The sequence below is a fragment of the Neisseria sp. HMSC065C04 genome (assembly GCF_001815375.1).
Lineage (GTDB): Bacteria > Pseudomonadota > Gammaproteobacteria > Burkholderiales > Neisseriaceae > Neisseria > Neisseria flavescens_D.
In genome coordinates this window covers 123,426-137,764 of sequence record NZ_KV820419.1, presented here as the reverse complement: position 1 = coordinate 137,764, position 14,339 = coordinate 123,426, and the positions used below count along the sequence as shown (strand labels likewise).

The window sequence follows — 14,339 nt, the reverse complement described above, 5'->3', positions numbered from 1 at the left end:
AAAGGCCGTCTGAAAAATTTCAGACGGCCTTTTTGGTATAATGAAATACTTAGACTCAAATCAAATTTAACCGAATTAGTTTAAGTTATATGAATCCATTAAATGATTTTTTAAAATGTTTTTTCAAAATCTATGAATACACGATTTTTAGAATAACTATTAAGCTCACCAATATTACTGTTATTTTTTATATATCGCCAATTCAACCTTGGAGTAACACCCATCACGCTTAATTTATTGTGCCAAATACTTAAATTAGTAATAGTTACATTATCTTTGCGATGACGATCAGTAAAAATATAATGCTTTCCATCAAAACGTTCGTGATAGTGATTGATTATAAGTCTGCTATTCAGGTCTTTACCCCAAGTCTGCCCCCAACCAATATACCCACCTATACGTTTAGAGCTACTACCAGCATAATGTTTTACTTTATCACGAGCATAGTTTAAACCACCTAAAAAATAAGTATCATTGTTTAAAAGGTAAGTAGCACCTACTCCGATTTGATAATCTTTCCCTCGTCGTTCAGTATATGCATAATCTTTTTTTGCTATTGTACTGTTGGCAGACAAACGTAAATTTGGCGTTATCCAATTTGAAATACCTAAATCCACGCCTGCACGTGTGTAATAAGGATGATTTCCATAACGACGTTTTTCTAAAAATGGCATAACATAGCCATCTGTTTTAAAACTTTTATTTTTATAACCCAGGCTTATTCTTACTACTTGATCATCATAAGCATGATTATCCCAATAAGTCACACCATCTATATCACCCGACATAGCTAAGTAATGGTTATCTTTGATATTATCATCACGATTAATAGATAACGAATAATTAAACCCATGTCCTTTTTGCGGCAAATAGTCAGGATTCTTTTCAAATGCTAAATTACCAAATTGAGGAAGATGAATTTCACGTTCTGTTGAAACATTATTGATATTGCTGTCTTGGATATAACTTAGACTACCTGAAATTTGCCATTTCTTTTTCTTCATAGCATCTTCATAAAGTGCGATAGTCGGAAGTACATCTTCAGGAAGCCCCTGCTCCTTGGCCACATTAAATTCATGTTTCGCATTGCGAGTCTGTCTATCCTCATAAAGCATAGCAGCTAAATCTAAACGGACAGTAACAAGATCAGAATTTTGAGCAAGAATAGAACGATAAAGTTTGATAGCCTTTTTATATTTTCCTTCAGATCGCCAAATTGCGCCTTGTGCATAAGCTAATAAAATAGGATCGTGCCCGCTCCATTTGCGATATATAGGCAAGAGCTGCGCTGCTGAAACATAATTTCGCATTTGTAAAGCCTGATTTAATAATGGCTCTGTCAACTCTGGTTGCTTGGATAAATCATCTAATGTCAACGTTTGGCTAGACTCTTCTAGAGAAGTACCGTCATTGTCTGAAAATAATTTACCTTGCTCTGATACTTTAGGAATAGCCATCTCCTGAATTTTTTCTACCTGTCGATCAGCTACAGTTTCAGGATTCGTCATAATTTCAGCAGAAGCCATTGAAGGAACTAACGTTCCCAGTATAAAAATGAATGAATAAGACTTCATAAATCTATTTCTTAAAATTAAAAATTTAAGTAATAATAGTTGAATTAAAATTTTATCTATTGGTATTTTTCATCTTAAAAACAATAAGCAGCAGATGCTAAGCTCCTGCTGCTTATTGTTTAATCAGCGTATTAACGCTTGCCAATAAAACCAATATTATTTTCACCATGGCTGGTCGTAATTTTTAACACACCACCCACTTCTTCAGCATTTGGGCCAGCAAAACGTATGTCACCTTTACCATAAATCACTTTATTTTCACCTGGATTTTGTCCTTTCATCCAAACAGTGATATCGTTAGCAAGTTGTTTGCTTCCCACTAGAGAGACTTTTTGACCTGCAGTTGCAGAAGGCATTCCACTTTCTGTTTTTACATTACCACTAGCGAAATATACATTACGTTTGTCATCTAAGCGACGATTGGTAATCGCTCCATTAAAGGTAACATTATTACTTAAAACAGTATTGTAAGCCATGTTTGGTTCATGGAACTGCGCAGTCATATTCATCACGCCGTCTTGTTTACCGTCTCTGCTAGAATAAGCAACACCTGTATATTTAGCAGATAATCCTTTTTTAGTCTTCATATCATAGACATTGGCAACCATACCATTCTCAGTAATAACTCGGTCAAAAATGCCGATGTTAAACGGAGTATTAACCCCATAAGTACCATCGCCATTTTTATAACGCCATGCAGTTAATGAGAGATATTGTTGGTTAAAACCATTGGCTTGTCCAACATCATAAGTATAAATCGCACGAACTTCATTTACCTTTCCATAGTGCAATGCACTAAACATTTCTGCAATTACACGTTTATTTTGAAATGCGCCTAATGCCTTATTATTATCAATACCGGTATGAATTGAATATAATGACACTTCGGTCATTTGCCCTTTATCAGCTACAATCTTCAACCTACCATCTTTTTGTGTTACAAGAAAATAGCTACCAGCAGGGTAAGTATATTGTTTATCCGCAACCCAACCCAAAGCTTTAAGCGCATCTGCGCGCTCTGGATTTACTTTTGCTGCTTCCGAGCTAACTTTAAATGTAGTAGTTTTATTCAAAGTAAAGCGATATGCATATTCACCATTTTGATTAACATATAATTCGTCATCCGGATTATTATCAAAATAATTATTCAAAGAATGTGCATATTGATAACCCTTACTAGGTTTTGTAGATATGTTCCATATCGGATTACCCTTATCATCTAACTTATATTCTACGTCAGCTAATACACGGCGCCCTTTATCTAAAGAAGTTTTATTATCTGCATTAGTTTCAAAATTATTAAACCATTGTGTATAACGGCTACCCCCTACACTATCCAACTCGAATTTACTGGCTGCTTGGTCTAAGATATTAACGCTACTACCCTGTTTAATTAAAATACCATTTGCATTACGCTTATCTACACCAATTAAATTTTTTGAATTTAATGGTGTATCAAATTCCTCATAACCATACTCTCTCTTAATATATCCATCGATTTTATTTACTTTATAACGTGTTGCCACACCTCCCAATATAACCGTTTGGGGACGTAAAAGTTTATATTTGCCAATCCCCCCAGAAGTTTCGATAATATGTGCACTATCATAAACAAAAGTATTCTCGGAAGCTTTCTCCAACAATGGGTTTGCAGCAAAGTTATTTGCAATAAAACCTGTATCTACTTCAGCTTGACTAAATTCTTCTGTTTTTACTACATCACTCAATCGAAGAGTTACTAATTTATTCTGAATATTTTTAGAAATTTGCTCATTAACTTGAGCTAAATTATCTTTACCGGTATTAGGCTTGTTTGCATTGTCCTTGCCGGTGTTATCTTTACCGGTATTGGGCTTGGTTGCATTGTCCTTGCCCGCGTTATCTTTACCGGTATTAGGTTTGTTTGCATTGTCCTGACCGGCGTTATCCTTACCGGTAGTGGGTTTAGTTGCATTATCCTTACCGGTGTTATCCTTACCGGTAGTGGGCTTGTTTACATTATCCTTGCCGGCGGTATTCGGCTTGGTTGCATTGTCTTTCCCGGAGTTATCTTTACCGGTAGTGGGTTTGGTTGCGTTGTCCTTACCGGCGTTGTCCTTACCGGTATTGGGTTTATTTGTATTTTCCTTATTGGAATTACCTTTGTTGGTATTATTACTAATATCATTAGGTGCCACAGATGGACTTGTCGGTGAACCCGGTTCTCCATTCGAGCTAGCACATGCAGCTAAAACTGCCGCACATATGCCTGTTAATACAAAATGAGTAATAGGTGATTTCTTCTGAGTAAACATAAATATAATCCTCATTAACTGAAAGTAACTTTACTTAAAACAACTAGATTATTTGCTAATTGAAAAACCGAATATAAACAATACTTATACTATTGTAATAGTATAAACGAATACAAACAGCTTTACTTAATTAATATTTGTTAATTTTTGAAAATTTACTCTTTCTGGCTAATTTATGATTATCATATTCCTAACCATCTCTTGAGTTAATAATATTTCAAGCCTTTTTTAATATTAAATTTAATATTCATCTAAGACACAAATTTTAAATTGCCATAAAAAAGGCCGTCTGAAAAATTTCAGGTGGCCTTTTAATCTGTTTATTGCTTATTGGATGCTGGTACCGATACGACTGAGTTCACCAAAGTTCATCCAAACAAAGAAGGCTTTACCGACAATCAGTTTGTCATCGACAAATCCCCAATAACGGGAGTCGGCACTGTTGTCGCGGTTGTCGCCCATTGCGAAATAACGACCTTCAGGAACTTTACAGATAAAGCCATTGCCGTCTTCTGCGTATTCGCAATTTTCCAAACCGCTTGTTTCAAGCGAGTAATTGCTTTCAGGCATTACTTCGGAAGTATATTTGTTCAATACGGCAATAGATACGGAAGGCTGACCGGCTTCTTTGACCACATCAAAGTTTTTGCCGTTCAAGGCCGTCTGAAAACGCTCAAGCGTATGAATCATAGACGGATCGGTATCATCTGCGTATTGATAATTACCGTTTGGTTTTTCGGAAATAATTTCACCGTTAACAGTCAAAACCTTATCACGGTATTCCACAACGTCGCCCGGAATACCGACGATACGTTTGATGTAATTCATCTCAGGCTGAAGTGGGTAATTGAACACCACGACATCTCCTCGGGCAATTTTGCCGACAGGGATAATGACCTTATTCAAAATCGGCAGGCGGATACCGTAAGAAAATTTGTTCACCAAGATAAAATCGCCTTTGACCAAGCCCGGACGCATGGAGCTGGACGGAATTTGGAACGGTTCGGCAATAAAGCTGCGCAACACAAAGATAACCAAGATGATGGGGAAAAAGCCGCCCATGTAGTCGGTAAAATGCGCATTGTCTTCGCCGGTCTCGCTTTTTTTCAGACGGCCTTTATGGATTGCCCAAACAATACCGGTGAACACGACAAACACCAGCAATACGGCGGTAAAGCTCATAAATTCGGACAAAATGCCGAATACGCCGACCATGCACAAGAGATAACTCCATTGCAGGCCGGAGCTCCATTCGCCGTTTTCCTGACGCTCTTTGCTGCTTTTGAAGTTGAGGACCAAGCTGGCCAGTAGTACAACGATTGCGCCTAAAGTCAGATTTATACTCATTATTTATCACTCACTTGCAGAATCGCCAAGAACGCGCTTTGCGGGATTTCCACATTGCCCACTTGTTTCATGCGGCGCTTACCTGCTTTTTGTTTTTCAAGAAGTTTTTTCTTACGCGTAATATCGCCGCCGTAACATTTCGCCAAAACGTTTTTACGCAGGGCTTTGACGTTCTCACGGGCGATAATCTGGCTGCCGATGGCGGCTTGGACGGCGATGTCGAACATTTGGCGCGGAATCAGTTCGCGCATTTTTGATGCCAGCTCTCGACCGCGGTGAACGGCGCTTTGACGGTGCACAATCAGGCTCAATGCATCGACTTTTTCGCCGTTGACCATAATGTCGAGCTTAATCAAATCAGACGGTTGGAACTCTTTGAAATGGTAGTCCAACGAAGCATAACCACGCGAAGTGGATTTGAGTTTGTCGAAAAAGTCCATCACGACTTCGTTCATCGGCAAATCGTAAGTCAGCATGACTTGACGGCCCATGTACTGCATATTGACCTGCACGCCGCGCTTTTGGTTACACAAAGTCATGACGTTGCCGACATACTCCTGCGGCACGAGGATGGTCGCGGTAATAATCGGTTCGAGAATGGTTTCGATGCTGCCGATGTCGGGCAGTTTGGAAGGGTTTTCAACTTCGATTTTCTCGCCGCTTTTCAACACGACTTCGTAAACTACCGTCGGCGCGGTGGTAATCAAGTCCATGTCGAACTCGCGCTCCAAACGTTCCTGAACGATTTCCAAGTGCAACAGGCCCAAGAAGCCGCAACGGAAGCCGAAGCCCAATGCTTGGGAAACCTCAGGCTCAAATTTCAACGAAGCATCGTTAAGCTGCAATTTTTCCAAAGCATCGCGTAGAGCTTCGTAGTCGTGGCTTTCCACGGGATAAAGGCCTGCAAATACTTGGCTTTGTACTTCTTGGAAGCCGGGCAGCGGCTCAGAAGCGGGGTTGGCAACCAAAGTCACCGTATCGCCGACTTTCGCCTGACCCAATTCTTTCACGCCGGTAATCAAAAAGCCCACTTCGCCGGCTTTGAGTTCTTGTTTTTGAACTGATTTCGGTGTGAATACGCCCAGCTGCTCAACCTGAGTTTCCGCCTTGGTGCTCATAAAGCGTACTTTGTCTTTCAGCTTGATGGTACCGTTTTTCACACGAATCAGCATGACCACGCCGACGTAGTTGTCAAACCACGAATCGACAATAACCGCTTGCAACGGCGCATTTTCATCGCCGGTCGGCGCAGGGATTTTGGCAACGATTTCTTCCAAAACGTCTTCCACGCCAATACCGCTTTTTGCAGAACATTGCACCGCACCAATGGCATCAATGCCGATGATGTCTTCAATTTCCTGCTCCACGCGTTCAGGTTCTGCGGCAGGCAAGTCGATTTTATTCAAAACAGGCACAACTTCCACGCCCAAATCAATCGCGGTATAGCAGTTCGCCACGGTTTGCGCTTCTACACCTTGAGACGCATCGACCACCAAAAGCGCGCCTTCGCAAGCCGACAGCGAACGGGATACTTCATAAGAGAAGTCGACGTGTCCCGGAGTATCAATCAGATTGAGCTGATACACCTGCCCGTCGCGTGCTTTATAGTTGAGCGCGGCGGTTTGCGCTTTAATGGTAATGCCGCGTTCTTTTTCAATGTCCATGGAATCGAGCACCTGCGTACTCATTTCGCGCAAATCCAAACCGCCGCAGTATTGGATAAAACGGTCGGCAAGCGTCGATTTACCGTGGTCGATGTGGGCAATAATGGAGAAATTCCGTATGTTTTTCATATTGTTATTAAGATAAATGCAATTAAAGGCTGAAAGGCCGTCTGAAAAAACAGGGATTCGGTTTTCAGACGGCCTTAGAATAAGGTTGAATCGTTCCGTATTCTAACGGAAATTCAACGTTTCTGCATGATTTTATAGCGATTTGACAATCTCGGTTACCATCTTCGCCGAGCTGACGGCAGCCGTTTTCAAAAACTCTTCAAAGCTGATGTCCGCTTTCTCATCTGCCGAATCGGATACGGCGCGAATAATCACAAACGGCACTTCCAACTGGTGACAGGTTTGCGCAATCGCCGCAGCTTCCATTTCAACTGCTTTTACGTCAGGAAAATGACTACAAATTTCCGCGACACCTTCGCTGCTGTGCACAAAACAATCGCCACTGACAATCAGGCCTTGCGTTACGGCTGCACCTTCAAACACTTGCGCTGCCTTTTCTGCTTGGCGAATCAAGTTTGAATCCGATGCGAACACGGCAGGAAGTTGCGGTACTTGCCCCCAAACATAACCAAAAGCCGTTACGTCAACATCATGATGCGCCACAGTTTCGCCGATGACCACATCGCCGACCTTCAGACCCTTGCCCAAACCGCCTGCACTGCCGGTATTGATGACACAATCCGGTGCAAACTGATGAATAACCCAAGAAGTCGAAACCGCTGCATTAACCTTACCGATACCACTCAAAACCAATATCATGCGTTTTCCGGCCAATTCGCCTTCATATGCCGAGAATTTACCGAAGGACACATGCTTGACATTGACCATGCTTTCACGCAAAAGCTCGATTTCCTGTTCCATTGCGCCGACCACGGCAATTGTTTGTACTGACATCTCGTTACCACCTTTCCATTCACTAATCGGACAACATTATAACAGCAGAATTTAAAATCACAGGGATACTGAAAAATCTGCTATATTCCCAGCACGACACTCAATTTAAAACAGATTACCGCTCTAGCTGGCAAAACAGCAAATAATGATTGCTTCTGTTATAATTATTCTCAATAAAATAACTCTATTTTAAATACCTAAATTCTTATGTTTGACGAAAATACTCCGGGCGCAAAAGAAGAGTTGTTCACTTGGCTACGCCATATGAACAAATACAAAGGATCCGACCTTTTCATTACCACCAATTTCCCGCCTGCCATGAAAGTGGACGGCAAAATCACGCGACTGAGCGATGAGCCGCTAAGTGCTGAAAAATGTATGGAAATCGCTTTTTCGATTATGTCTTCCAAACAAATCGAAGAATTTTCATCCACCAACGAATGCAACTTTGCCATCAGCCTGCCCGATACCAGCCGCTTCCGTGTCAATGCCATGGTTCAACGCGGAGCAACAGCTTTGGTATTCCGCTCCATTACCAGCAATATCCCTAAATTTGAAACGCTCAATCTGCCACCGATTCTAAAAGACATCGCCCTCAGAAAACGCGGTTTGGTTATTTTTGTCGGCGGTACAGGTTCGGGCAAGTCCACTTCCCTCGCCTCCCTTATCGACTATCGAAACGAAAACAGCTTCGACCACATTATTACCATCGAAGACCCGATTGAGTTTATCCACCAACACAAAAACTGCATCATCACCCAACGTGAAATCGGTGTAGATACAGAAAATTGGCCGATTGCATTGAAAAATACCCTGCGCCAAGCGCCGGATGTTATCCTGATTGGTGAAATCCGAGACCGCGAGACCATGGACTACGCCATTTCCTTCGCGGAAACCGGCCATTTGTGTATGGCGACACTGCACGCCAACAGTACCAACCAAGCGCTGGACCGCATCATCAACTTCTTCCCCGAAGAGCGCCGTAACCAGTTGCTAACCGATTTATCGCTCAACCTGCAAGCCTTTATTTCGCAACGCCTGATTCCCCGTGAAGGCGGACGGGGACGCGTAGCGGCTGTCGAGGTTTTGCTCAATTCGCCCATTATTGCCGACTTGATTCGAAAAGGCGAAGTCCACAACATCAAAGAGATGATGAAAAAATCAACTGGCATGGGCATGATTACTTTTGACCAAGCATTATATGATTTGTATGAAAACGGCGATATCAGCTATCAAGACGCTATTAAAAATGCCGACTCCGCCCATGACTTGCGCTTAGACATTCAATTACGAAGCCGTCGTGCGCAAAATGCCGGTCCAGATTTAGAATTGATTTAAAAGTAAAAGCTTCAAAGCATAGAAAAGGCCGTCTGAAACCTTACTACGAGTTTCAGACGGCCTTTATTCCATCAAATAATCAAGCCTGTTTCAATTTTGCATCGGCATCACGCAATGCAGTGCGCAAACCTTCCTCGATAACCGGATGGTAGAACGGCATATCCAGCATTTGCGGAATCGTCATCTTCATTTGATGTGCCCAAGCCATCAAGTGTGCCAAATGTTCGGCAGCAGGGCCGACAACTTCCGCACCAATGAAACGGCCGGTCGCTTTCTCAGCATACAAACGCATATGGCCTTTGTTTACCAACATAACGCGGCTGCGGCCTTGGTTTCGGAAGGAGACTTCGCCGATTACAAACTCGTCAGGTTGATATTTCGCTGCAACTTGCGCGTATTTCAAGCCGATAGTGGCAATTTGCGGACTGGTAAATACCACGCCGATTACGCTACGGCGCAAACCGCCCTCAATATTCGGGAAAATAGCGGCATTGTGACCGGCAATTTTGCCTTGATCGGAAGCTTCATGCAGCAGAGGCAATTGATTGGACGCATCGCCGGCGATAAAGATATGCGGAATGCTGGTTTGCATGGTCAGCGGATCGGCAACAGGCACGCCACGTGCATCTTTTTCGATATTCAGGTTTTCCAAACCGATATTGTCCACATTCGGACGGCGACCGGCGGCAGCCAAAGCATATTCAGCATGGAACACACCTTTTTCGCCATCTTGTTCCCAATGAACTTCAACATTGCCCTCTGCATCCAATTTAACTTCGGTTTTGGCATCCAAATGCAAAGTCAATTCTTCACCAAAAACGGTTTTGGCTTCTTCAGCGACAACAGGGTCAGAAATACCGCCAATCGCGCCTGCTACGCCAAAAATTTCAACTTTTACGCCCAAACGGTGCAAAGCCTGGCCCAACTCTAAGCCGATTACGCCAGGACCGAATACGGCCACACTCTTAGGCAGGGTATCCCAAGAGAAAACATCATCGTTCACAATCAAGCGATCGCCCAAAACTTCCCACTGAGGAAAAATCACAGGGCGCGAACCGGTAGCAATCACAAAACTTTTTGCAGTGATTTGAGTGTGATCATCGATTTGGACGGTGTGTTCGTCAACAAATTTTGCCGTACCCATAATGCGCTTGTCGGCAGGCCACTCTTCTACATCGCTAACTACAAAACCGACAAAACGGTCGCGTTCGGACTTCACGCGGTGCATGACTTCTTCGCCATTTACCGTTACGCTGTCTTTATCCAAATGCACGCCAAACGGATCGGTATGCAGAGCATGATGGCGCGCCTCCGCAGCCGCAATCAGCAATTTGGACGGCATGCAGCCGACACGCGCACAAGTTGTTCCGAATACATTGTTTTCAATCAGGTAAACATTGTCTGTATGAAGTCGGGCATTGCGAAATGCGCCCATACCGGCTGTACCGCCACCCAGTACTACCACATCTGCTTGAATTTTTTTCATATTTTATCCTTACTGTCTATATCCAAACCGATATTGCCATCAGGTTATCCGTTTTCAGACGGCCTAAACTTCATAAACTATCAAAATTTAAAAATTAATAGCCAATACCTAAATATCGATTTAAAACAATAATCTCAAATTCTACTTGTAAATATAGAGTTATTCAGAACGCCGATTTGTAAACGTCGTCTGAATAACTCTATATTTGGGTCTTTCAGACGGCCTTTTCAAGCCGTCTCAAGCATACAGGCAATTAGTTTTTAGCCAAGTAAGCTTCCAAGTCTTCGCTGCCGCCGATATATTTGCCGCCGATGAATACTTGAGGAGCAGTCATCTTGCCGGTAATAGCGCGTACGGAAGTAACAGTTGCATCTTTGCCCAATACGATTTCTTCGTAAGACAAGCCTTTGTCTTGCAGAGCTTTTTTAGCTTTAGCACAGAATTGGCAGCCAGGTTTGGTGAAGATGGCAACAGACTCTTGAGCTTTCCAGTCAGGAGCAATGTATTTCAACATAGTGTCAGCGTCAGACACTTTGAAAGGATCGCCTGGTTCTTCAGGTTCGATAAACATTTTTTCAACCACGCCGTCGTTAACCAGCATGGAGTAACGCCAAGAGCGTTTACCGAAGCCCAAGTCTTCTTTGTCAACCAACATGCCCATGCCTTCAGTGAATTCACCGTTGCCATCAGGGATCATGTAGATGTTGTCGGCTTCTTCTTCAGCAGCCCAAGCGTTCATTACGAAAGTGTCGTTTACAGATACGCAGTAGATTGCGTCAACACCGTTTTCTTTGAACGCACCAAACAATTCGTTGTAGCGTGGCAGGTGAGAAGAAGAGCAAGTTGGAGTAAATGCGCCAGGCAGAGAGAACACGACTACTTTTTTGCCTTTGAACAAATCATCAGTAGAAACATCTTTCCAAGTGTCGCCAACGCGAGTGTGGAATACTACGGAAGGTACTTTTTGACCGGTACGATCTTGCAAAGCCATTTTTAAGCTCCTTTAAAAATTCGGGTTAGAGAAATGAATCAATGCTTGCATTTTAATGCAGGCCTATCGATTTGTATAATTTATAGTTCAAATAATATTAATTACATCAAACTATCAATTCAATTAAACCGAAAACAGCTGTTCTTCTAAATGAAGGCTATCTGGAATAAAACAAGTGCCTGACTGAAATTATTTTTTAGGTAAGGGCTGAACGGAAGAATCCGAAGCCACAATTTCGCCGATGGCTGTTTCCGCAATATCCTTCAAAGCATAGCGGTCTTTATCAGGCATATCTGTCGGTTTGTATTGAGGCGAGAAATCCAAACGGATACGGATTTTCTTCATCGAAACAATACGCCATAAAGATTGAAACAGGTTTACCTCCGCATAGGATGGCAAATCCGTCCGTTGTCCTTCGCCATCATAATAGCGTAAGGTTATCGCCTGAATCGGTGCTTTCGCATCAATAGCCGATTGAAACAGGGCTGCTTTAAACGGCAAAATACCCAAGCCGGAAGAAGTGCGCGCCTCAGGGAAAAAACTTACATTCTGCCCTGCTTTCAATGCCGCACAAATCGCCTGGTTAATCGGCTCGATATCTCGGCGGGAATTGCGGTTGATAAACACCGTGCCGGCATTTTTACCCATTTTCCCCAAAACCGGCCAACTGCTGATTTCCTGTTTCGCAATAAAACTGCTCGGATAAACGGCACTCATGGCAAAAATATCCAACCAAGATACATGATTGGCTACCACCAAAGTACCACTCACATTTCCTTGAGGCGGTACGCCGATTTCCAATTCGATATCCAAAGCATCCAACGCACCCTTTCCCAAAACAACAACAGCGTGATTGCGTTCCTCTGCATTGTTGCCATCGATGGCACGCAAATCCCGACCGGTTCTGAATAACCAAGCTGCCAAACGGCAAAGTCTGCCCAGTCGTTTAAAAAAAGGAGCTTTTTGTTTAGACATAAAATTTCTTCTGTATTGTATTCATTATTTTCAGACGGCCTTTGACATTTAAGGCCGTCTGAAACTATTTCTGGCAATTTGGACAATAAAATGTTCCACGCTGCCCCAAAGTTTCTTTAAAAATCAACCCGTCACACTGAACGCAAGGCTCGTTATGACGGCCATAGACCGTATATTCTTGCTGAAAGTAGCCGCTTTTTCCATCGCTATTAACGAAGTCTCGCAGCGTACTGCCGCCCGTTTCAATTGCCCTCAGCAGAACCGCTTTAATGGTTTCCACCAATAATGCGCATTCTTTCTTACTCAGCTTATTCGCCGGACGCAATGGCGAAATACCTGCCTTAAACAGACTTTCATTCGCATAAATATTGCCGACGCCAACCACCACCGCATTATCCATCAGCGCTAATTTGACCGCACGCTTCTGCGTTTTCAATTTCTGATACAGATAATTTGCATCAAACGCCTCCGAGAGCGGCTCCGGCCCCAGCTTTTCTAAAAGCGGATGATGTTCGGCAATACCCTCATACCACAACACCGCACCAAATTTACGCGGATCGTGATAACGCAATACGGTACCGTCATCAAATACAAAATCCAAATGATCGTGTTTATCCGGCGTAGCGATACGTTCATCATCGGAGGTAAAAATCCGCAAACTGCCAGACATACCCAAATGAATAAGTAAAATACCCGTTTCAAAAGTAATAATCAAATACTTCGCACGCCGGTTACATGCCAAAACTTTGCGCCCGGCCAAAATTTGCGCCAAGTTCGGATGAATAGGCCATCTCAATTTAAACTGGCGAATAATGACTTTTTCTATCTTTTTGCCATCAATATGCGGCGCAATTCCGCGTAAAGTCGTTTCCACCTCTGGTAATTCAGGCATCATCATTCTCCAAATTCGTCATTATATATAGGCCGTCTGAAAACTATTCGGCCAAACGTGCCGTACTTAAAGCAACCGTATTGCCATCAAAATGCAGATTCCAATTCAGGCAAAGGATGAACACCAATCAAATGTTTCGTTAAAACCACACCATAAACCGCTGCACATTGCGGCCACCACCTATCCCCTACCTTTTCCATAAACTGCCAAAACTTCAAAGCAGATGACGAATTTACCGCTGGCAGATAATCCATAAACTGCCCATATTCCATTTCAAAACCAATAGCGGCAGTTTTTCGTTTCAACTCAGCCAGAGCCAAGCATTGAGATTTCATAGGCAGTCTTTTACCATCAAACCACGAGCTCAATCCCCACAAAGATTTAGGGTTGAACCCCGTCAAAATCAACCTGCCTTCAGGTTTTAATATCCTAAACGCCTCTTGCAACACCAAATCTGCAGATGAAACTTCCAAAAGATGTGGCATCAATAACACATCCACGGAATGCGTTTCAAATGCCAACATTTCAGCATCCATCCGCACATCGCGAGGCACTACAATCATATTTTCAGACGGCCTCTGCCATACACCGCCCAATTGAACCGCCACCTGCCTATTCAAATACTGCAAATGCCGTCTGAAAAAATCCGCCTCTTTTTGAGCAAGATATTGCCCCATTGGCGTTTGCATAAAAAAAACTTCCATTAAAGGCTCCCCTATGCATCCCGACTTGTGTGACAGAATTTTAACACCACGACCACATCACACAAGCAAATTCCCTGCTCGACTTGACGTTTAAATGCTGAAACGATACTA

10 protein-coding genes and 1 pseudogene are annotated in these 14,339 nt (G+C 42.9%); 1 reads left to right on the top strand and 10 read right to left on the bottom strand.

The features are described from left to right. Positions 1–110: 110 nt before the first annotated feature. From HMPREF3022_RS07395 to HMPREF3022_RS07375, 5 genes are all read right to left on the bottom strand, one after another. On the bottom strand, positions 111–1,574 hold the full coding sequence (locus tag HMPREF3022_RS07395) for a surface lipoprotein assembly modifier (RefSeq protein WP_049331507.1): 1,464 nt from the start codon (positions 1,572–1,574) through the stop codon (positions 111–113). Positions 1,575–1,705: 131 nt separating this feature from the next. Beyond that, positions 1,706–3,868 carry a hypothetical protein gene (locus HMPREF3022_RS11910; RefSeq protein ID WP_283119063.1) on the bottom strand — a complete coding sequence of 721 codons (2,163 nt, stop codon included), beginning with the start codon at positions 3,866–3,868 and terminating at the stop codon, positions 1,706–1,708. Between the two features lie 327 nt (positions 3,869–4,195). Next, complete coding sequence (lepB, locus tag HMPREF3022_RS07385) at positions 4,196–5,215, bottom strand: signal peptidase I (protein WP_049331503.1); 1,020 nt, start codon at positions 5,213–5,215, stop codon at positions 4,196–4,198. After that, a complete protein-coding gene (lepA, locus tag HMPREF3022_RS07380; protein ID WP_049331501.1) occupies positions 5,215–7,008 on the bottom strand; it encodes a translation elongation factor 4 in 1,794 nt (597 codons plus the stop codon). Before lepA ends, lepB begins: the two co-directional genes overlap by 1 nt. Positions 7,009–7,140: 132 nt before the next feature. Then, positions 7,141–7,842, bottom strand: coding sequence for a 5'-methylthioadenosine/adenosylhomocysteine nucleosidase (locus HMPREF3022_RS07375; RefSeq protein WP_049331498.1), 702 nt, complete (start codon positions 7,840–7,842; stop codon positions 7,141–7,143). Between the two features lie 207 nt (positions 7,843–8,049). Here HMPREF3022_RS07375 and HMPREF3022_RS07370 point away from each other — a divergent pair, with 207 nt between their 5' ends. Next, the gene (locus HMPREF3022_RS07370) at positions 8,050–9,180 is read left to right on the top strand and encodes a PilT/PilU family type 4a pilus ATPase (protein WP_049331496.1); all 1,131 of its coding nucleotides are present in this window, start codon (positions 8,050–8,052) and stop codon (positions 9,178–9,180) included. A gap of 79 nt (positions 9,181–9,259) precedes the next feature. Here the strand turns inward: HMPREF3022_RS07370 and HMPREF3022_RS07365 are convergent, their stop codons facing one another. From HMPREF3022_RS07365 to HMPREF3022_RS07345, 5 genes and pseudogenes are all read right to left on the bottom strand, one after another. Next, entirely contained in the window at positions 9,260–10,666 is a 1,407-nt protein-coding gene (locus tag HMPREF3022_RS07365) for a dihydrolipoyl dehydrogenase (protein ID WP_049331494.1), read from the bottom strand. Positions 10,667–10,919: 253 nt separating this feature from the next. Then, complete coding sequence (locus HMPREF3022_RS07360) at positions 10,920–11,657, bottom strand: redoxin family protein (RefSeq protein ID WP_004520136.1); 738 nt, start codon at positions 11,655–11,657, stop codon at positions 10,920–10,922. 189 nt (positions 11,658–11,846) lie between these two features. Then, a complete protein-coding gene (locus HMPREF3022_RS07355; RefSeq protein WP_049331490.1) occupies positions 11,847–12,632 on the bottom strand; it encodes a 1-acylglycerol-3-phosphate O-acyltransferase in 786 nt (261 codons plus the stop codon). A 64-nt stretch (positions 12,633–12,696) separates the two neighbouring features. After that, entirely contained in the window at positions 12,697–13,524 is an 828-nt protein-coding gene (mutM, locus tag HMPREF3022_RS07350; protein WP_049331551.1) for a bifunctional DNA-formamidopyrimidine glycosylase/DNA-(apurinic or apyrimidinic site) lyase, read from the bottom strand. A gap of 43 nt (positions 13,525–13,567) precedes the next feature. Beyond that, a pseudogene (locus tag HMPREF3022_RS07345) lies at positions 13,568–14,228 on the bottom strand (methyltransferase domain-containing protein). Between the last annotated feature and the right edge of the window lie 111 nt (positions 14,229–14,339).

Coding starts and splice junctions, on each gene's coding strand:
- HMPREF3022_RS07360 (WP_004520136.1), bottom strand. CDS start 11,657: ATGGCTTTGCAAGATCGTACCGGTCAAAAAGTACCTTCCGTAGTATTC.
- lepA (WP_049331501.1), bottom strand. CDS start 7,008: ATGAAAAACATACGGAATTTCTCCATTATTGCCCACATCGACCACGGT.
- lepB (WP_049331503.1), bottom strand. CDS start 5,215: ATGAGTATAAATCTGACTTTAGGCGCAATCGTTGTACTACTGGCCAGC.
- HMPREF3022_RS07365 (WP_049331494.1), bottom strand. CDS start 10,666: ATGAAAAAAATTCAAGCAGATGTGGTAGTACTGGGTGGCGGTACAGCC.
- HMPREF3022_RS11910 (WP_283119063.1), bottom strand. CDS start 3,868: ATGTTTACTCAGAAGAAATCACCTATTACTCATTTTGTATTAACAGGC.
- HMPREF3022_RS07355 (WP_049331490.1), bottom strand. CDS start 12,632: ATGTCTAAACAAAAAGCTCCTTTTTTTAAACGACTGGGCAGACTTTGC.
- HMPREF3022_RS07375 (WP_049331498.1), bottom strand. CDS start 7,842: ATGTCAGTACAAACAATTGCCGTGGTCGGCGCAATGGAACAGGAAATC.
- HMPREF3022_RS07370 (WP_049331496.1), top strand. CDS start 8,050: ATGTTTGACGAAAATACTCCGGGCGCAAAAGAAGAGTTGTTCACTTGG.
- HMPREF3022_RS07395 (WP_049331507.1), bottom strand. CDS start 1,574: ATGAAGTCTTATTCATTCATTTTTATACTGGGAACGTTAGTTCCTTCA.
- mutM (WP_049331551.1), bottom strand. CDS start 13,524: ATGCCTGAATTACCAGAGGTGGAAACGACTTTACGCGGAATTGCGCCG.